Origin of the sequence: Wolbachia endosymbiont (group A) of Crataerina pallida (assembly GCF_964028475.1) — a bacterium.
Lineage (GTDB): Bacteria > Pseudomonadota > Alphaproteobacteria > Rickettsiales > Anaplasmataceae > Wolbachia > Wolbachia pipientis.
The window spans coordinates 157,568-176,810 of sequence record NZ_OZ034785.1; the positions used below are offsets into that span (position 1 = coordinate 157,568).

The following is a 19,243-nucleotide window of genomic DNA, read 5'->3' on the forward strand; positions in this document are numbered from 1 at the left end:
CTTATGCTGCCTTTTTGTTATTAGACAACCACAATATAAAGGAGTGAAACGGATGCAAACAGTAGTGCATTTCTGCACCAAACGTATTACCTTTAACGAATAGTAAAATGTGAGATTTTTTGGAACTACCGTGGAGCAATTGCTCCACGGTTTCATTCTACTTAGAATCCACCCATGCCACTCATTTCTCCTGCACCCATAGGAGATGAAGCATTTTCTTTGCTTGGTACATCAACTATCATAGATTCAGTAGTTATCAGCACACTCGCAACAGATACCGCTGTTTCAAAAGCAATACGCACCACTTTTGCTGGATCAATCACACCAGCTGTAAACGCATTAGCATAATTCATAGCCTCAACGTTGTATATAAGCTCTTTATCATTCTGCTTAATCAAATAGTCAATTATAACAGCAGATTCAAGACCAGCATTTTTGACTAACCTTCTAATTGGAGCACTGAGAACTTTCTTGATAATGTTTATGCCTATTTGCTCTTCGTCACTTGCACCTTTTAATTTGTCGAGAACAGATGAAGCATAAAGAAGCGCAACTCCACCACCTGGAACTATGCCTTCTTCAATTGCAGCTCTTGTTGCATGCAGCGCATCTTCGACTCTATCTCTACGTTCTTTAACTTCCACTTCAGTTGCTCCACCAACTTTGAGCACAGCAACGCCACCTGATAATTTCGCTAAACGTTCTCTTAGCTTTTCTTTATCATAATCAGAAGTTGAAGTTTCAATTTGAGATTTAATCTGCTCGATTCTAGCTTTCACACTGTCAGAATCGCTATTTTCGCTGACAACTGTGGTATTATCTTTAGTAATTTTAACATTTTTAGCCGTACCAAGATCATCAAGCGTGAGATCTTCCATCTTGATTCCAAGTTCATCTTTTATGACGTACTTAGCACCAGTTAAAGTTGCTATGTCTTCGAGCATCTCCTTTCTTCTGTCACCAAAACCTGGAGCTTTTACTGCAGCAACTTTTAAACCACCACGCAATTTATTGATAACTAAAGTGCTTAATGCTTCACCTTCGATATCTTCTGCAATAATAACCAAAGGTTTACCAGATTTAACAATAGCTTCAAGAATAGGAAGTAAAGGTTGAATAATATTTAATTTTTTCTCTGTAATTAATAGATAAGGATTATCAAGCTCCACGATCATTTTTTCATTATTTGTAATAAAATACGGAGAGAGATAACCGCGATCAAATTGCATGCCAGTAGTCAGCTCAACTTCTAACTCTTTTGAACCTTTACTCTCTTCAACAGTTATTACACCCTCTTTTCCAACTTTTTTCACGGAATCAGCGATACTGTTACCTATATCCTTATCACCATTTGCAGAGATTATTGCAACTTGTGCCACTTCGTCTATTTTCTCTAGAGAAATTGTACGAGACATTGACGCAATTTCCTTTAATATTACATCTTTTGCCTTCTGTATTCCGTTTTTAATACCAACACGATCGTTTCCAGCAGCAATTGATTTTGAAGCTTCCATTATCATGTTGCTAGTTAGTATTGAGCACGTTGTTGTACCATCACCAACTTTATCGTTACATTGAGAACAACTTTGTGCAAAGATGCTTGCTATCGCAGCGTTTAATGGTTTTTCAGGCTTGATACCCTTCATCACCTTATAACCATCTTTTGTAATTTCTGGTGCTCCATAGGGCTTATTAATCCCTACTGTTTTTCCTCTAGGTCCTGCAGTTATTGCTACCGTTGAATCCACTATTGCTGCAACTTCACGAAAGGCTTCTTGCAACTGCTCACCTGATACTACTACATTAGTCATTTTTATCACCTCTTGTTAATAAAAAATTTAGAAAACTATAATAAAATTACTTACAATGCACTATGTCGTGCTTTGTTTTAGTTTAGTAAAATAAAGACTGCTACTTAATGACAGCAAGTATATCGGACTCTTTCATCACGATAAGCTTCTCATTATTATGTTCTATTTCTGTACCAGCCCATTGGCGATAGAACACTTTATCACCAGCTTTCACAGTTAAAGTTACGCGTTCGCCACTTGAATTGCGTGAACCTTCACCAATTGCTATAACTTCACCTTTAGTAGGTTTCTTTTCAGCACTTGATGGAAGCACAATTCCACCTTGCTTTTCTTCGCTAATAGGCTTGATCAGCACGCTATCATCTAATACATTTAAACTTATACTTGACATTTGTTTTTCCTCATCAACAAATTAACTTATAAGTTTATATATATATACTCGTAAGTTAGATTTCAAGGGCTGGAGTTTATAAAATATGCACACCATATAAAATATGTACGCCAAAAGCAGTTTCTATAAAGAGCCTAATGTTATATAATAGAATTTAGATTTATTTATAGAGATTTCATGAGTTATATACCATTCTTAAGTCGTGGTGTGATAGTGCTATATGGGCCTGACACTAGAGATTTTCTGCAGGGCATTATAACCAATGATATTAATAAGTTGGATAGCCAAAAAGCCATTTACTCTTTATTACTTAGCCCTCAGGGAAAATATCTATATGATTTTTTTCTTATTGAATATGGTAAATACACCCTCTTAGAGTGCGAAAACATGCACTTGCAGCAAATAATCGAGAAACTGGATTTGCTTAAAACTTATTTGAGGGTGAAAATTAAAGACGTTAGCGCACTGTATAAGGTTGGGGTTTTGTTTAATACTAAGTTGGCGGAGTGTAGTAGTAAGTCACAAGTTATTTTTCAAGATCCAAGGCACAAGCTGCTAGGAATGAGGATCATACATAAAGATGAAATGAAAGAGCCGGTTGGGGATTTTACTCAGTATGAAAAAGTCAGAATTCAAAATCTCGTTCCAGATGGAGCGAAAGATATGGTGCAGAATTCATCGTTTCCGCTGCAATTTTTAATCGATAAAGTAAACGGTATAAGCTTTAATAAGGGGTGTTATATAGGTCAGGAAGTTGTAAATCGAATGAGCAGACAAGAAATATTCAGAAGAAAACTTTACCTTGTTGAGGGGGATAACGCACTTCCAGATATTGGCACTAAAGTGACAAATGAAAACAATGAGGAAATAGGGGAACTGCGCTCTAGTGTAGACAACATTGGATTTGCATTGCTTAATACTGGAAAGAGCCATGCAAATTTATATGCTGGTGGGGTCAAGTGCGTTAAGACGTTGAAGTCTTAAGGTAGCCCATATAGAAACGAAAAACTTGCTTGACAAACTCCGCCAGCCCCCTTATCATGATATTGAAGGTATTCAGTTATCTTCATCTGTGCAGATTAAACAGCAAGAAAACAACGTAGTTGGCGTCTTATTTTTAATTTTTTGCACTATGTGCACCTTATGTCTTCACAACATTTCTGGGTTTTTACCTATATAAGCTGAAACGCGCTTATAAGTCGTTTAAGACAGTATAGTACGCCAATTTGCAGGATTAGAGAGTGACAACTAGCTAACACGGGGTTTCTTTTGCCTTTTTTTCTGCTTAGTAAATTTCTTAAACATTTGCAGCGTAGGTTAGTTGCATTCAAAAGCAGCTAAATTGCAGTGTTTAAGACTTAAAAACGCCAATACTGAAAATAGACAATGACTAGGGTTTCTTTTGCCTTTTTTTTCATTTGGTAAATTTTTTAATGTTTATGGCTAAACGACAACCGTCATCCCGCTGCTTGTTAGCGGGATCTCTTGTTAGCGCCGCGGCGGTATGACGGTTCGTGGCGGCGTGACGATAAGCTCGTCATCCCACTGCTTGTTAGCGGGATCTAGAGATACCGCGAATGAATCGCGGTATGACGGTTCGCGGCGGTATGACGGTTCGCAGTGGCATGACGATAAGCTCGTCATCCCGCTACTTGTTAGCGGCTAAGAGATACCGCGAATGAATCGCGGTATGACGGTTAAGTAGGGTGTCATCCCAGTGTCACGCACTGGGATGACATTATAGGAGCACTGGGATGACACCCTCTTGGATGGAAATCAGTGTCAGATAATTTCATGACACCAGTTGTTGTAAACTCACTTTTTCTCGATTTTTTGGTTTATCTTGTCTACCTATTTTGCCACTCTGCTGAACAGATACACTCAACTTATGGTCAATACATCTTCTATTAAAAATTGTACAAATTCATTGCCATTCCAGTAATTCATAGAGATTTTACCCAAAATAGCTTTAACATTACCCTGCATGATAGCAGAGCCAAGATGAGTATTTGCAGAACGAAATGCAATAGCTCTTACCATAACATTATCATCAGCAATAAAACATTTTATATGGTCAACTCCTATAACTTCAGGCTTTCTTATCTTTGCTCCTTGGATAATAAACCTTGGTTCAGGATTTCCAACTCCAAATGGTCCCAAGCGTTGCAGTTGGTTCCACAGAGATAAGTTTATTGCTTTAGCAGTTACTATACTATCAGCTTTTAAAGTTTTCTCATTTATAGAGTTTGAAAATCTTTCAGTAAAAAAATCATGCAAATCATTTATTTTGTCTTCTTTAATTGAAAATCCTGCCGCCATACTATGGCCACCACCTTCAATAATCAAATTTATAAACTTTGCGGAAAGGACTGCAGCACCGATATCAACTCCCAAAATTGATCTACAGCTTGCTTTTCCTATTCCATTATTTAAAGATATCACTACTGTTGGCAAGTGAAACTGCTCCTTTAGCCTTGATGCAATTATACCAATTATTCCCTGGTGCCAATTGCCACTTATCATTATAAAATTCGCACCTGATTGGGCAGACTTTTCCGCTTGTGCTGTAGCTTCCAAGAGAGCCTCATTTTCTAACACTTTTCTTGCATTATTCAAATCTATTAATTTTAGCGCGATTGAATGTGCCTCTTCATCATCATCGGTGGAAAGCAACCTTGCACCAAGCGATGCTTCTCCAATTCTTCCTCCAGCATTTATGCATGGCCCAATACTAAACCCTAATCGAGAAACACTTGGTTTTTCAAGGATTCCCAAAGCATCAAATAAAACACGCAAGCCAACGTTTTTTCTTGTTGACATAACTTTTAATCCTTGTGAGACAAGTGCTCTATTGAGGCCTGTGATCTGCATAACATCACAGACAGTTCCCAGGGCAACCAAATCCAACAGATCAAATAAATCTGGTTCTTTTTTGTTGGTAAAAAATCCTTGCTCACGTAGGCTTTTATTAAGAGCAACAATTAGCAGAAATGACACTCCAACTGCTGCTAGGTTATTATAAGGAGAGCTCTCATCAAGGCGGTTTGGATTCACAACTGCTACGGCGCTTGGTAATTTTTCCGTACCAAGGTGATGGTCAACAACTATAATATCAAGACCAAAAGCCTTTGCATCTTCTATTGGTTGATATGCAAGCGTACCACAATCAACGGAAATACATAAATCAATTCCATTCTTTTTAAGTTGTAATAAAGCATCTGTGTTTAATCCATAACCCTCATCAACACGATCTGGAATGTAGATTATAGAGTGTATATCGATTGCTCTCAGGTACCTGTTAATCAATGCTGACGACGTTGCACCATCAACATCATAGTCACCAAATATTGCAAGGTTTTCATCATTTTTTATTGCCCGTATTATACGAGAAACAGCTTTATCCATATCAAGAAGGTGAAAGGGATCTGGTAATAGCGATCTGATTAGTGGATATAAGAAGTCGCTTGCATTTTCTATGTTAACACCACGAGTAACCAATATTCTTGCTAATATTTCTGGTAACTCAAATCTCTGTGTAAGAGTTAAGATTTGCCTTTGATCTGCTTCTTGCAACTTCCACAATGCATTTGTTATGCTGCGCTTTTCAATTTCAAGTAGCATATTCTTTCTTTGTAAATAAAACTACTTTACCAGAATTTTTAAGCTTGTTCTATAATTGTATTAGACTTCTGCATAACCTAAACTAAGTAGAAAAAAGGTATCATCTAAGTAGCTGACACTGGTCTCCATCCAAGAGGGCAGTAGCCCCTTCGGTGTCATTCCAGCGCGTGACCAGGTCTTTTTAGCTATCATAGGATGACAGAAGCAGACACTCCACTTTGTCGTTCCAGTGCCTCCTTTTTTTGTCATTCCAGTGCCTTGACTATTTGGATCCAGGAAAAAGAATGGTGTCATCCCAGTGCCCCTATGATGTCATCCAAGTAGCCTCCCTCTCCTGTCATCCCAGTGCTCCTTTTTTTGTCATCCGAGTAGCTGACACTGGGATCCAGGAATTTTATTAAGTTGGTAAGCATAAAAGTGTTATGTAAAATACAACGTTCTTGATGGGATTGCGTGAAATGCTGGATCCCAGTGTCTGGGCACTGGGATGACAAAGGAGGACAGTGTCAGCTACTCGGATGACAAAAAAAGGAGCACTGGGATGACATCATCCTTTTTTTGGGGTTCCAGCGTCACGCGCTACCTTCCGTATAAATATTAAAAAATTTACCAAATGAAAAAAAAGGCAAAAGAAGCCCCGTGGTTGGCTAATTACTTACATTATACTTTCAAGTATGGCGTTTTTTTATTCTAAACGCTTAATAACCGCGATTTAGTTGCTTTTAAGCCGCAACTAATCTAAATTATAAACATTAAGAAATTTACTAAACAGAAAAAAAGGCAAAAGAAACCCTAGGGTAGCTAGTTATTCACTATCCATTTTTTAAATCGGCGTTTTTTGATGTTTTAAATGCTTTATAAGCGCATTTCAGCTTATATTAGGTAAAAACCTAGAAATTTTATAAAGACATAAGGTGCACATAGTGCAAAAAATTAAACATGGGACGCCAGATACGTGAGTTTTTTTGTCATTTAATCTGTACAGAGAAGATAAATAAATAGCTTCAGTTTCATGATAAGGGCGCTGGGGGAATTTGTCAAGGAAGTTTTTTTTGTTTCTATGGGTCAGTTGGTACGCGCTTTGCCTTTTAACAGATGTAAAAGCACAATTATTACGAACAACATTCCACCAACAACTGATATAGCGCCACCTATAATGAAGCACGTGCGTGCTAACATTGACGAAATACTTGGCAGATCTGCAACCTTCCTTAAAGCACCATATCCACCAAGCCACACAAGGCCAGTGATATGGAGAAAATGCCCTATACTGTAGGCATAAATCTGTAATCTTACCATGGAACTTTTTATCTCTTTAAAGTTTAATTTAGGTAACATCCAGTAGACAAAATTCATAAAAGCTATAGTGATACCAACTACAGAACCGTGATAATGAGCAGGAATCGTGACATTACCTTCAATAGTCAACACTCCGAGCACATCTCCATAAGTGAACAACAAAAATGAATGTAATAAATAGTTGCTTTTATCATTAATAAAAGTTCTGATGTTGTAGCACACTAATATTATCAAAAAGCACGGCAAAACTGCTCCAGCAATCCTCATATGCCAAGTAAAAAACTGTATTAACTTGGCACTATCAACTGGATAAACAAAATATACAAACGGTGCGCCTACAGCTAAAATCGTGTTTATAAATAGTGGTAAAATAGTAATTTTATTGTTTGAAGCTAAACTAATATCATTGGAACTTAGCATTATTAAATAGACTAAAAACATTCCTTGAGTAAAAGCAAACTGCAATAAATGTCCGCCTCCCCAAAAGAGATATTCGTAAAATAAATTATTATCTGAGTGATATAGACCTGGAGGCATATTATTATATGCTAAAACAAAGCAAAGAAATGACGATACAAGTATAATAACTAGCCCAATTTGCCCAACAGAGAGAAATGAAACCTCTTTTTTTGATGTGTATGCTAGCATTGTATTTACTAATATACTGGCAATAAACAAACTGAGTCCAAACAAAAATAATTTGTTTTGTAACACGGGAATATAGTTACTTTTGATAACTTCAGTGTTTGGAACGAATGCGGATATAAACATGAGCAGCATCGAAAGGGTTGATAGAACCCATGAAAAGTTAAACCAACTATTGGTATTTTGTAGGTTTATGATAAAGAGCAGAGATATTATAGAGCACATCCACACTAAAATTGACAAGTTCACGTGTATTACCAGCGCATTATCAAAAATATATTGTGCAGAAGGAACAAGAGAGGAGATAAAAGGCAATCGTAGAAAAATAACAATTATTGACAGTAACCCAGAGCAAGCAAGAGCACATACTGCCAAGAACATCCATTTTCTACAGAGCGGAGCGTTGTCTTGTATATTAAGCACAATCTTTTTTCTCAATTTTGTTCAATACAATATATAACACTGCAATAATACCTAAAACATAGCAATAGTATACGTGTGGCACGACTGCCAAAGGTGAAACTCCAGCAATAGTGCTAGCCAAAAGCAATTGAGCGCCATACGGTATTAATCCTTGAAATACACAAGAAAATATGCCTAGCCATGCTGCACTATAGTGAGGCGGTATTTCATATTTCTTAGCAATATCTCTAGCAATTTCACCACTAAAAATTATAGCGATGGTGTTATTTGCAAGTAAAATATCAAATATGCTGACTATTTTTGCAATAAATAATTGCGCAGTTTTTTGTCCACCACGTTGTATCATAACCCAAGATGAAAGTTTATCTGCAAGCTCCTTAGAATTTTTACCTACCAGTCCTGAAAGCCCGCCAACCATCAATGACAGTAGCATAATTTCATGCATACTCATAAACCCCTTAGTGATGTTTTGGCTTAAAAACAATAAACCATAATTGTTGTTATTTATAAATCCAATGATTCCAGCAAAAGTTATGCTTAAAACCAATGCCGTAAATACATTTATTCCAAAGTTTGCAAGCAATATAAGTATTATGTAAGGAGTCACAAGCAATAAAGAATACTCCTTAACTGAAATAGCAGCACTATTGCTTGAGCTATAAAATAATATAATTATTGTGAATATAGAAGCAATTAGTGCCACTTTTGCATTCAGTTTTAATTTTTTCTTTATATCAGCCTTTTGAGACATCACAGATGCAATTGTAGTATCAGAGATAATAGATAAATTGTCGCCAAACATTGCTCCTCCTACAACGGTTGCCACTCCTAAGGAAGGAGAAATCCCAGCTTGTGTCAGTTCAACTGCAATAGGAGCAATTGTTGCAATGGTGCCCATTGATGTACCAATAGCAGTGGAGATGAAAGCTGCTACAAAAAATAATCCTATGAGTAAAAATTGTGTTGGTATAAATGAAAGAGCCAAATTAGAGGTTGTCCGGAAACTAGTAAATTCAAGCATATTCCCTCTTTAACATAACCCTACTCATAGCTAGGTATATGAAATTCTCAGTGGATGTTGTGAGTAAATCATACTCCTTCGATAGCCTTCTATTCCTATTAACCCAAGCAAAAGTCCTTTCTACAACCCATCTTCTTGGCTGTACTTTAAACCCTTGTTCTCTTGTTGGTAGTAGCTCAGGTGGCGTATCTTTGTGCACCCAAAATCTACATGGAGGCCTTTTAACAATTTCAATATCTATGTCATATTCTTCCTTTATGTGATTCTTTAAATTTCTTCCTTGGTATCCCATGTCAGCCCACATTTTTTTAACTTTAGTATATTTTGTTCTCATATTGTTTAATGCTATTTTAATACCATCTCTATCATTTTCGTTAGCAGCGCCTACGTAACAACCTAGTATAAAACCCTGAGTGTCTGTAATTATATGCCTTTTTCTACCCTTTACTTTTTTACTTCCATCATAGCCTTTGATCCCCCCTTTTCTGTAGTCTTTACAGATTGACTATCTACTATACAGGCACTCGGCTGCTCATTCCTTCCTATTTTTCTTCTACTATATTTTGTAATTTCATAATTCATTTTCTCAAAAATTCCCTGCTTCTTCCATTGCCTGAACTGCTCATACACAGTCTTCCATAGCGGAAAATCATTTGGTAAATACCGCCATTGACACCCTGTACGCAATACATAGAAAATTGCTTCTAATATTTCTTTTTTGCTATACTTTGGCGGCCTTCCTCCTTTCTTGTATGATACTCTGAAGTGTTTTTCTATTCTTGCCCATTCCCTTTCGCTTAGATCTGTTGGATACTTTTTTCTCATCTTTACCCCGTACTAAAATTTCAGATATTATAGCCTTTTACTAGTTTCCGGACAACCTCTTATAGCATTTCTCATAATAGTCCGAATAGGTCATAGGAAGGCAGAATCAACAGCACGACGAAAGGATTCGAATAGAGGAATGTTTTTCCTGGCTCTGTTTTTTATAGCAAACCAATGATGCTCAATTTTGTTAAAATCTGGAGAATAAGGCGGCAGATACAAAATTTCTGCACCGACTCCTTTAGCGAGCTTGATAAGCTTATCAGACTTATGAAAAGTAGCATTATCAAGAATGACAGTTTGTCCAGGTTCTAAGATCGGTGCCAAAAATTGCTCAAACCATCCATTAAAAATATCCATATTACAGTGGCCTTCAAATGTTAATGGAGCAACTATCTTTCTTCTACTTAAGGCTGCAACCATGCTGATTCGTTGAGTTTTTTTTCCAGATTTTAGGGCATAAAATCGCTGTCCTTTCTGGCAATACCCATATGGATAGTCCTCCGTGTTATCAATCCCAGACTCATCTATATACACTAAGTTTTCTGGTTCTTTTGTTGCTATAATTTTTAAGAATTCAGCACGTTTTTCTTCGTTCCTTTCCTTGTATCCATATGTCTTTTTTTGCGCGTAAATCCAATTTTTCTGAGAGCTCGGTGGATCGTTTGGATACTAACGTTGCCCCAAAGTTTAGCCATTTCCGACAGAGTTTTTCTACCGTGTTTTTTAGCAAATTCGATAAACTTATTCCAGTCGATAATTTTCTGATTGTAACCTCCATTACCGAGTTTTTTTGACTGAAAGTCGCCTGTTTCTTTTTTTCTTTGCTGCCACTCCCACAAAGTAGTTCGTCCAATTTTAAATCTTGCTGCCACTGCTTCTCTGCTTTCCCCTTCGTCTAGTGCTTCCATTGCTTTTTTTCTTAAATCATAACTATATGCTGCCGGCATCCAACCTCCTTATCGCCATCTATCCTTAATCTTATCATATCCGGACTTCTGTGGAAAGAGCTATAACTGTGGCATCAGCACTACCGATTGCTTTAGTTACTTCACTGAATGCACCTGCAAGTAAGAAAATGATACACATAGTGATAATATTACGATCTCTTACCCCATCTAGAAAGGCATACATTTTTTCTTCAGTATTGCCTTTGTATAAAACCCAGCCCAGAGCTATGGCAGGAACAATGGCTACCAGTGGAGATAACTGATAAAAAGCATTTGACACGCCAAGAACAGTAAAATATATACCACTTCCTACAAAAAGAAATAGGAACAGTAAAATAGGCAAAAAATTTGTAAGATAAAACATACCTCAGCTCTGATAAACGCAAATCAACTATGATATAATTTATATTATTATAAACCACAGTTGGCACCTTGACCAAGGTTTTTCTAGAAAGCAATCTACCAGAAAAGGTTTCCATGAAAAGGACTATTATAATATATCATCTACTTGAATAAAACTGGGAGATAGAATAAGTAAAAAATATGAATGACATAACAACAAAGCAAGTCATATCCTTATGGGACACACAAGTTGGTGGGTTTTTGCCGGATAAAAGAGAAATGGAGATTGATAATATTTTTTTAATCTAATGCTTCAATGTTTCCGACATAGGAAAAGTATCATCTTTACTTTCTATAGAGGAAGGCACACTATTTTGATTATCATCACCATCAATTGGAGTAGTAGGGTGCATTAAAGCAACTTTCATAACTTCATCAATATTCTTAGCAAAAACTACGTTGATCCCCTCTTTGATGCTTGCCGGAATCTCTTGCATATCTTTCTCATTTTCACTTGGTATAATCACAGTTTTGATTGATCCTCTGAGCGCTGCAAGCAATTTTTCTCTTAAGCCCCCAATAGCTAAAACTCTACCACGCAATGTCACTTCGCCTGTCATAGCAACATTTTTGTTAACTGGTATATTCGTCATAAGAGAAACAATAGACGTACATACCGCGCCGCCAGCAGAAGGGCCATCTTTTGGTACTGCACCCTCAGGTACATGTAAATGTATATCATTATTTTGGAATTTTTCGGGCTTTATACCAAAAAACAAACAATTTGATCGAATATAACTATACGCAGCTTTTATAGATTCTTGCATAACCTCTCCAAGCTTTCCTGTGTATTTTATTTCTCCCTTGCCCGGAATTAGGACTGATTCTATCATCAAAATATCACCACCTGTTTCAGTATAGGCGAGCCCAGTTACTATTCCTACTAAACTCTCATTTTCCGCAATGCCAAAGGTATATTTACGTACCCCTAAATAATCTTGTAAATTGTCAACCCCTACGGATATTTTCTTATTTTTATCAGTCAATATTTCTTTAACTGCCTTTCTCATGAGCTTTGCAAGCTCCCTTTCCATACTCCGCACACCACTTTCACGTGTATATAAACGTATCAACTCGTATAACGCCTCATTAGTTATGTCCCATTCCTTCTGATACAAACCATGCTCCTTCTTTAACTTCGGAATAAGGTGGTGTGTAGCAATACTGATTTTTTCATCTTCAGTATACCCGGACAATTGTATAATTTCCATCCTATCACGCAAAGGATGTGGTAAATTTAAGCTGTTTGCCGTAGCTACAAACATTACACTTGAAAGATCAAACTCAACTTCCAAGTAATGATCCGTAAAGTGTTTATTGTGCTCAGTATCTAAAACCTCAAGTAATGCAGATGCAGGATCGCCACGCGAATCAGAACCCATCTTATCTATTTCATCAAGCAGAAAAAGCGGGTTGCATGAATTAGCTTTTTTCATGTGTTGAATGATTTTACCAGGCATTGAGCCAATATAAGTTTTCCTATGCCCTCGTATCTCAGACTCATCACGCACACCACCAAGAGCTATGCGAACAAAATCTCTTCCTACTGCTCTTGCCATAGACTTAGCTAAAGAAGTTTTACCAACACCTGGCGGTCCAACTAAGCAAAGTATAGGACCTTTTATCTCTTTTACTCTTTTTAATACCGCTAAAAATTCTATTATTCTATCTTTTACTTTCTCTATGCCATAATGATTTTCATCTAAGATTTTCTTAGCTGCATTTAAGTTAATTTTTGCATCTTTGTACTTTCCCCATGGCAACTCAAGCAACCAATGCAAGTAACTAGATATAACTGTAGCTTCAGGAGAAATGGGATTCATTTTCTTGTATCTCTTCAAATCAGTTATAGCTTTCTCTCTTGCTTCCTGAGAAAGCTTTGTTTCATTTATCTTTTTTTCAAATTCATTGAGTATATTCCCTTCATCACCATTCTCAAATTCGCCTAATTCTTTCTGTATAGCTTTCAATTGCTCGTTAAGGTAGTAAACTTTCTGAGTGCTTTCAACTTGCGATTTAATTGTCTTATATAAACGGTTTTGTGCGTTCAAAATACTCATTTCTCTCTCAATAAAAGCAAAAGCTTTTTTTAAACGCTCTTCTGGGTCATAAGCCTCAAGTATACTTTGTTTATCTGATACTTTTATATTTAAATGTGAAGCTACCGTGTCTACAAGTTGATCAACTTCTTTGATTTGATCAATGGAGTTAATGGCAACCTCGGGTTGATTTTTCTTGTTTAGCTTACACCAGCTATCGAACGCGTCTACAACAGACCGCCTTAAAGCTTCTAAATCAATATTGTCTTCATCTTCTTTATAATAATTGTCTAACTCTACCCTGGCTTGTAATAAAGTATGAGAGCTAATATATTCTACAACTCTTCCCCTTCTTATCCCCCGGATTATAACTTTTACTGCATTGTCAGGTAATTTTATTAACGGTTGTACAATGCTTGCTAACACACCTACTTCATAAAGATCTTCAGGCTCTGGATTATCAACAGAGCCATCTTTCTGTGCTACAAGAAAAATCTCATTTTGGTGATTACTACTACTTATTGCATACTCTAGTGCATTAACAGATTTTTCTCTGCCTATGAATAAAGGCACCATTATATTTGGAAAAATTACTACATCTCTTAAAGGTAATACTGGCAATGCAGTAAAACTAGAGCTTACAGCACGTTCAATGTTCATAATATATGCCTCAAATTAATCATTAACCGTTATAACATTGCCATTGTTATTATGATTAACCGTTGCTTTTCCTAATTCTACCATTTTCTTAGTGATTACTATAGTGCTACCTTCAAAGCCTCCGTTTCCAGATGTATACATAATGTCAAGCAAAAGTGACTCCAAGATAGCACGTAACATTCTTGCACCTGTTTTGTAGCTTATAGCCTTTTTAGCAATAGCTGATATTGCTTCATCTGAAAACTCAAGGTTTACTTTGCTAAACGCAAGCAATGCTTTGTACTGTTTTATTAGTGCATTCCTTGGCTCTGTCAACACATGTATTAAATCTTCATGATCCAGCTCATCTAAAACAGCAGTTATTGGAACCCGCCCTACAAATTCGGGTATTAAACCGAATTTGATTAAATCTTCAGGTTGAACATCATGTAAAGCATTCTTTTTCTTTTGCTCTTTAGACTGACTTATATCTGCTCCAAAGCCAACTGACGTTCCCTTTTTTCTCGCTTCAATAATTTTATCGAGGCCTTCAAAAGCTCCTCCACAAATAAACAGTATGTTACTAGTATCCACTTGTATAAACTCTTGTTGTGGGTATTTTCGCCCTCCTTGTGGCGGAACATAAGCAACTGTACCCTCCATAATCTTAAGCAGAGCTTGCTGGACCCCTTCACCTGAAACGTCACGGGTTATTGAAGTGCTTTCAGATTTTCTTGTAATCTTGTCTATTTCATCTATAAACACTATACCACGCTGTGCTTTTACAACGTCATAATTTGCAGCTTGTAATAAACGCGACAACACGCTTTCTACATCATCACCCACATAACCTGCCTCAGTTAAAGTTGTCGCATCAGCCATAGCAAATGGCACATCTGAAACTTTAGCAAGTGTTTTGGCTAGCAAAGTCTTACCAGAACCAGTGGGACCAATAAGCATTATATTTGACTTCTCGATTTCAATATCACTTATAGCATGAAATTGTACCATGGATTGACAATGGTTATACATAGCTACAGATAAAACGTGTTGCGCGTGTTCTTGACCTACAACATGCTTGCTGAGAAAGTTTTTTATATCCTCAGGTTTCTTTAGTAATAGCTTCATATCAGATATACGATCTGAATTAAAAGATCTATCTTTCTTTTGACTTATTGCTTTATGGGATAATTCTATGCACTCATTACAAATAAACACCTTTAAACCATCCGAAGAGTTAGTAATCAATTTATCTACTTCATCTTGCGCCTTGTTGCAAAAAGAACAGTAGTGTAAATCATTATTGTTATCCATTAACCCACCTTTTGTTTAACTTTAATATTTTCAATTTCAATATCTGTACGCTCAGCTATCACCCTGTCAATTAAGCCAATTTTCCTTGCTTCTTCAGGATCCATGAATTTATCTCTTTCCATCATTCCTTCAATTTTCTTCAGTGAATTTCCAGTATGTTTTTCATAAATTTGATTTAGTTTTTTCTTAACCCGCAAAATTTCATTAGCATGTATTTCTATATCAGTTGCTTGACCATGATAACCACCAGATGGCTGATGTATCATAATTCTTGAATGAGGTAGAGAGTAGCGCTTACCTTTTGTACCAGCTGCAAGCAATAAAGAACCCATAGACGCAGCTTGACCTATACATAAAGTTGAAACGTCTGGGTTTATATACTGCATTGTATCGTAGATCGACAAACCAGCAGTTACAACACCACCTGGTGAGTTGATGTACATACAAATGTCTTTATCGGGATTTTCCGATTCTAAAAATAAAAGCTGTGCTACTATTACACTGGCCATATTGTCTTCAATAGGACCTGTTACAAAAATTATTCTTTCTTTCACTAGTCTTGAATATATGTCATAAGCGCGCTCACCGCGACTAGTTTGTTCAACTACAATTGGTATAAGAGTCATACCTTTTCCTATTAAATATTATCAAATAATTCCTTTAATTCTTTCACAGAAACAATCTGCTCTTCTTTACTAACTTTTTCTATTATATAATCTGTCACTTTATACTCAAGCGCTTGCCCTCTAACTAATTCTTGAAATTGTTTATTTGATTCAAAATGCTTAAGTACTCTGTCAAATTGCACATCTTTACTGACATATTGATTTACAATAACACTCAAAACATCATTTTGAGTTAATGATATTTTATGTTCTGCACTAAATTTCATAAATAACATAGCAAGCTTTACACGTTTTTCAGCTTCTTTACGAGAATCATTTTGAGCACCCAATTCTCCTTCCATTCTTTGTTGCTCCTGTTTTACTATGTCTGTGGGTAAATCAAAACTATAATTAGCATCCAAATAATCAAACAGCTCCTTTTTAATTAAGAGATTTCTCATTTCGGTGCACTGATCACCAATCATTTTTTTTGCATGATTTATTAGCAAAGAATAATCTTTAAACCCAATACTCTTAGCTATTTCATCATCATTTTCAAAATCTTTGGCAATTTGAATCTCATTAACTCGCACAGAAAAATCAGCTTCCTGTCCTGCAAGGGAAATGGCTTGGTAATTTTCAGGAAATTTCAACTTAAAGTTCTTTGTTTCTCCCTTTTTCATACCAGTTAATTGATCTTCAAAACCATTAATAAATGTGCCAGACCCTAAATTAACGGCAAAATCTTTGCTACTTCCACCTTGAAAGAGCTTATTCCTAATCCGCCCTTCAAAATCAATTATCAATTTATCCCCATCTTTCGCTTGATAAGAAGCATCATCAACAGAGGCAAAATTGGGGAACTTTGTTTTGATAGAATCAATAAATTCTTTTATATCTTCCTCTTCAATCTTTGCTTCAATTTTCTTTAAGTTTATTTTGTCAAGATCTATCATCGGTACTTCAGGCATCGACTCAAAAGATAGCTTGTATACAAAATTGCCCTCCTCATTTTCTTTGCCCAGATCTGGTAATGATATAACATCAACCTTAGGATAAATGTGAGACTTGACTTCAATTTTTTTCATCAAATCACTTGAGCAATAATCAATTGTATTATTTATCACATATTCCAAAGCCTCGTTTTTATAATTTGCAACAACAAGGTCATAGGGCATCTTTCCAGCCCTAAATCCAGGTGATTTTGCATTTTCTGCTATCTCTTGCAACCTGGAATTTACCTTTTGTTTTATATAATCACTACCAACTGTGATTTCATACTCATACTTTAGTTTATCTATACTAAGCTCTTTGTAGGTATATACGCTACTTACTTCGACTGTATTTTGAGGTATATTATTAGACATCATAATTCATTTATTAACATTTTAATTCATATCTTAATAGAGTCATTTTACCAGAATTTAAGTTAAACACAATCCTTAAGAACAGGTTTTTACACAAACAAAAGTGTATTTAGTGATTATAAATTTTCCCTTAAAACCTAAGTTACATGACTTTAAAGTGCGGATAGAGGGACTTGAACCCCCACGAGCAAGCTCACCAGGACCTAAACCTGGCACGTCTACCAATTCCGCCATATCCGCAAGAAATTTTCAGTACCCTATTATAGGTATTCCATTAAAAATATTCAAGGTTTAAAGTCTTACTTAATTTATGGTATTTACACAATCAAAAAAGCTTATTAACATTTCTTAATGAAAGCTCTAAACCCTGAAAATCAATAATGAGATTAATAACAGGCTTCTTACTCGCAATTTTTTTGATTACACAAAGTGGTTGCACAACCCTTATAATAGGTGGTGTGGTGGCTACAGCAATAACAATGCAGGACAAATCCTTGGGAAATATCATTGATGATACGACTATGGTCATCAGAATTAATAAGGGGCTCTTAAAACATGGGCTATTTTCATCCATAAAGGTTAAAGTAAGTGAAGGAAGAGTATTGCTCATTGGAAGTGTTGACACTCCTGAAAAACAACTTACAGCAGAAAAAATAGCTTGGCAGCAAAAAGAAATTAAAGAAGTGATAAATGAAATAAGAGTAATACCAATTCAAATGGCTTCCATGCTAGACACTACTGTAGATGGCATGATAACAGCGGAAATAAGAACAAGACTTCTGGGGAAAAGAAATATTAAATCAATTAATTATAGCGTTAATACGGTTGATAGAGTTGTTTATTTGATGGGTATAGCCCAAAATAAAGCGGAATTAAAAGCTGTAATAGCAATTGCAAGAAAAGTAAAGGGAGTAAAACAAGTTGTAAGTTATGTACGATACAGGTACAGTAAGTTACGCCATTAGGCAAAAATCGCTTTCAAATTATAACATTTGTACAGTTGTGACAATAGGTAGAGAACATAAATGAAAATTGCCTTTCAGATGGATGAAAATATAAATTTTGAAACTGATACTACATTTGTGCTAATAAAAGAAGCACAAAGGAGGGGGTATGAAATTTTTGTTTATACTCCTGATAATTTAGCACTAAAGCTAAACTATCCAATTGCTTTTGCTCAGAAAGTCAGCGTTGATGATTTTAGTTTTATCTCCAAAAAAGATGTAGCTATCAACTTGAATGAAATGAACATCATATTTATCAGACAGGATCCACCTTTTGATATGCGTTACATTACAACAACATATATCTTAGAAAAAACTAGCGCATTGGTAATTAACAATCCAACAGAAATAAGAAATTGTCCTGAAAAATTGATAACTTCATTATTTCCAGAACTAATTCCGCCAACTTTGATTACTGAAAATATATCAATGATTAGAGATTTCTACTACAACTATCAAGATATTATTCTGAAGCCATTGTATAGTTATGGAGGAAACGATGTGATAAGAATACAAGATGAGAATAGTATTCAAGTAGTAGTGGATCTCATGATAGCAAAATACGAATGCCCTGTGATTGCACAATCATTTTGTAAAAACATAGATAAAGATAAAAGAATATTGCTACTTTATGGCCAACCAATTGGTGTAATGAAACGAATTCCAAAAATCAGTGGAGAGATCAGAACAAACATGCGACTTGGAGCAAGTTTTGAGCCCGCTCAAATGAACGATAGAAACAATGAAATATGTAACAAAATTGGTCCTGAATTAAAGAAAAGAGGGCTAATATTTGTTGGTATTGATATTATAGATGACTTCCTGCTCGAAATTAGTCTGGTAGAGACTCATGACCTTGAAACCAGCGATTTGGTCTCATAACCATA

Annotated in this window: 16 protein-coding genes and 1 tRNA gene; 3 read left to right on the forward strand and 14 right to left on the reverse strand. The window is 35.9% G+C overall.

Annotated elements, in window-relative coordinates; all coding sequences use genetic code 11:
* Positions 1-161: 161 nt before the first annotated feature.
* Positions 162-1,811 (reverse strand): chaperonin GroEL, encoded by a 1,650-nt coding sequence (gene groL / locus ABWU55_RS00795; protein WP_010962503.1) that lies wholly within the window; start codon positions 1,809-1,811, stop codon positions 162-164.
* 100 nt (positions 1,812-1,911) lie between these two features.
* Entirely contained in the window at positions 1,912-2,193 is a 282-nt protein-coding gene (locus ABWU55_RS00800) for a co-chaperone GroES (protein ID WP_173862895.1), read from the reverse strand.
* 186 nt (positions 2,194-2,379) lie between these two features.
* Here ABWU55_RS00800 and ABWU55_RS00805 point away from each other — a divergent pair, with 186 nt between their 5' ends.
* Positions 2,380-3,186: a YgfZ/GcvT domain-containing protein gene (locus ABWU55_RS00805; RefSeq protein WP_010962504.1), complete on the forward strand. Its 807-nt coding sequence runs from the start codon at positions 2,380-2,382 to the stop codon at positions 3,184-3,186.
* An 897-nt stretch (positions 3,187-4,083) separates the two neighbouring features.
* Here ABWU55_RS00805 and recJ read toward each other — a convergent pair.
* The 12 genes from recJ to ABWU55_RS00865 all read right to left on the reverse strand — a co-directional run bounded on the left by recJ (position 4,084) and on the right by ABWU55_RS00865 (position 17,592).
* The gene (gene recJ, locus ABWU55_RS00810; RefSeq protein WP_010962506.1) at positions 4,084-5,823 is read right to left on the reverse strand and encodes a single-stranded-DNA-specific exonuclease RecJ; all 1,740 of its coding nucleotides are present in this window, start codon (positions 5,821-5,823) and stop codon (positions 4,084-4,086) included.
* 60 nt (positions 5,824-5,883) lie between these two features.
* Positions 5,884-6,117, reverse strand: a complete 234-nt coding sequence (locus ABWU55_RS00815; protein ID WP_010962507.1) for a hypothetical protein — start codon at positions 6,115-6,117, stop codon at positions 5,884-5,886.
* A 771-nt stretch (positions 6,118-6,888) separates the two neighbouring features.
* Entirely contained in the window at positions 6,889-8,148 is a 1,260-nt protein-coding gene (locus ABWU55_RS00820) for a cbb3-type cytochrome c oxidase subunit I (protein WP_353286548.1), read from the reverse strand.
* Positions 8,149-8,182: 34 nt separating this feature from the next.
* Complete coding sequence (locus tag ABWU55_RS00825; RefSeq protein ID WP_353286359.1) at positions 8,183-9,211, reverse strand: Na+/H+ antiporter NhaC family protein; 1,029 nt, start codon at positions 9,209-9,211, stop codon at positions 8,183-8,185.
* Positions 9,204-10,036 (reverse strand): IS5-like element ISWpi1 family transposase gene (locus tag ABWU55_RS00830; protein WP_209472412.1). Its coding sequence is split into 2 segments (ribosomal slippage): positions 9,204-9,667 and positions 9,667-10,036, totalling 834 coding nucleotides; the frame shifts between segments, so codons are not numbered across the junction. Before ABWU55_RS00830 ends, ABWU55_RS00825 begins: the two co-directional genes overlap by 8 nt.
* Before the next feature lie 90 nt (positions 10,037-10,126).
* Positions 10,127-10,986 (reverse strand): IS630 family transposase gene (locus ABWU55_RS00835; protein WP_156518142.1). Its coding sequence is split into 2 segments (ribosomal slippage): positions 10,127-10,662 and positions 10,662-10,986, totalling 861 coding nucleotides; the frame shifts between segments, so codons are not numbered across the junction.
* Between the two features lie 34 nt (positions 10,987-11,020).
* Positions 11,021-11,350 (reverse strand): hypothetical protein, encoded by a 330-nt coding sequence (locus ABWU55_RS00840; RefSeq protein ID WP_353286360.1) that lies wholly within the window; start codon positions 11,348-11,350, stop codon positions 11,021-11,023.
* Between the two features lie 283 nt (positions 11,351-11,633).
* On the reverse strand, positions 11,634-14,087 hold the full coding sequence (lon, locus tag ABWU55_RS00845) for an endopeptidase La (protein WP_264329549.1): 2,454 nt from the start codon (positions 14,085-14,087) through the stop codon (positions 11,634-11,636).
* Between the two features lie 15 nt (positions 14,088-14,102).
* Positions 14,103-15,380 carry an ATP-dependent Clp protease ATP-binding subunit ClpX gene (gene clpX / locus ABWU55_RS00850; protein WP_353286361.1) on the reverse strand — a complete coding sequence of 426 codons (1,278 nt, stop codon included), beginning with the start codon at positions 15,378-15,380 and terminating at the stop codon, positions 14,103-14,105.
* Complete coding sequence (gene clpP, locus ABWU55_RS00855) at positions 15,380-16,006, reverse strand: ATP-dependent Clp endopeptidase proteolytic subunit ClpP (RefSeq protein WP_006280254.1); 627 nt, start codon at positions 16,004-16,006, stop codon at positions 15,380-15,382. Before clpP ends, clpX begins: the two co-directional genes overlap by 1 nt.
* 11 nt (positions 16,007-16,017) lie before the next feature.
* On the reverse strand, positions 16,018-17,352 hold the full coding sequence (gene tig / locus ABWU55_RS00860) for a trigger factor (RefSeq protein ID WP_155968869.1): 1,335 nt from the start codon (positions 17,350-17,352) through the stop codon (positions 16,018-16,020).
* A 158-nt stretch (positions 17,353-17,510) separates the two neighbouring features.
* Positions 17,511-17,592: transfer RNA gene (locus tag ABWU55_RS00865), tRNA-Leu, on the reverse strand.
* A gap of 140 nt (positions 17,593-17,732) precedes the next feature.
* Between ABWU55_RS00865 and ABWU55_RS00870 the strand changes: the two genes are divergently transcribed.
* Both ABWU55_RS00870 and gshB read left to right on the forward strand, forming a co-directional pair.
* On the forward strand, positions 17,733-18,317 hold the full coding sequence (locus tag ABWU55_RS00870) for a BON domain-containing protein (RefSeq protein ID WP_353286362.1): 585 nt from the start codon (positions 17,733-17,735) through the stop codon (positions 18,315-18,317).
* 60 nt (positions 18,318-18,377) lie between these two features.
* On the forward strand, positions 18,378-19,238 hold the full coding sequence (gene gshB, locus ABWU55_RS00875) for a glutathione synthase (RefSeq protein WP_353286363.1): 861 nt from the start codon (positions 18,378-18,380) through the stop codon (positions 19,236-19,238).
* Positions 19,239-19,243 lie beyond the last annotated feature (5 nt).

Coding starts and splice junctions, on each gene's coding strand:
- ABWU55_RS00840 (WP_353286360.1), bottom strand. CDS start 11,350: ATGTTTTATCTTACAAATTTTTTGCCTATTTTACTGTTCCTATTTCTT.
- ABWU55_RS00815 (WP_010962507.1), bottom strand. CDS start 6,117: ATGACACCATTCTTTTTCCTGGATCCAAATAGTCAAGGCACTGGAATG.
- clpP (WP_006280254.1), bottom strand. CDS start 16,006: ATGACTCTTATACCAATTGTAGTTGAACAAACTAGTCGCGGTGAGCGC.
- ABWU55_RS00825 (WP_353286359.1), bottom strand. CDS start 9,211: ATGCTTGAATTTACTAGTTTCCGGACAACCTCTAATTTGGCTCTTTCA.
- gshB (WP_353286363.1), top strand. CDS start 18,378: ATGAAAATTGCCTTTCAGATGGATGAAAATATAAATTTTGAAACTGAT.
- ABWU55_RS00870 (WP_353286362.1), top strand. CDS start 17,733: ATGAGATTAATAACAGGCTTCTTACTCGCAATTTTTTTGATTACACAA.
- ABWU55_RS00805 (WP_010962504.1), top strand. CDS start 2,380: ATGAGTTATATACCATTCTTAAGTCGTGGTGTGATAGTGCTATATGGG.
- lon (WP_264329549.1), bottom strand. CDS start 14,087: ATGAACATTGAACGTGCTGTAAGCTCTAGTTTTACTGCATTGCCAGTA.
- ABWU55_RS00820 (WP_353286548.1), bottom strand. CDS start 8,148: ATGTTCTTGGCAGTATGTGCTCTTGCTTGCTCTGGGTTACTGTCAATA.
- groL (WP_010962503.1), bottom strand. CDS start 1,811: ATGACTAATGTAGTAGTATCAGGTGAGCAGTTGCAAGAAGCCTTTCGT.
- tig (WP_155968869.1), bottom strand. CDS start 17,352: ATGTCTAATAATATACCTCAAAATACAGTCGAAGTAAGTAGCGTATAT.
- clpX (WP_353286361.1), bottom strand. CDS start 15,380: ATGGATAACAATAATGATTTACACTACTGTTCTTTTTGCAACAAGGCG.
- recJ (WP_010962506.1), bottom strand. CDS start 5,823: ATGCTACTTGAAATTGAAAAGCGCAGCATAACAAATGCATTGTGGAAG.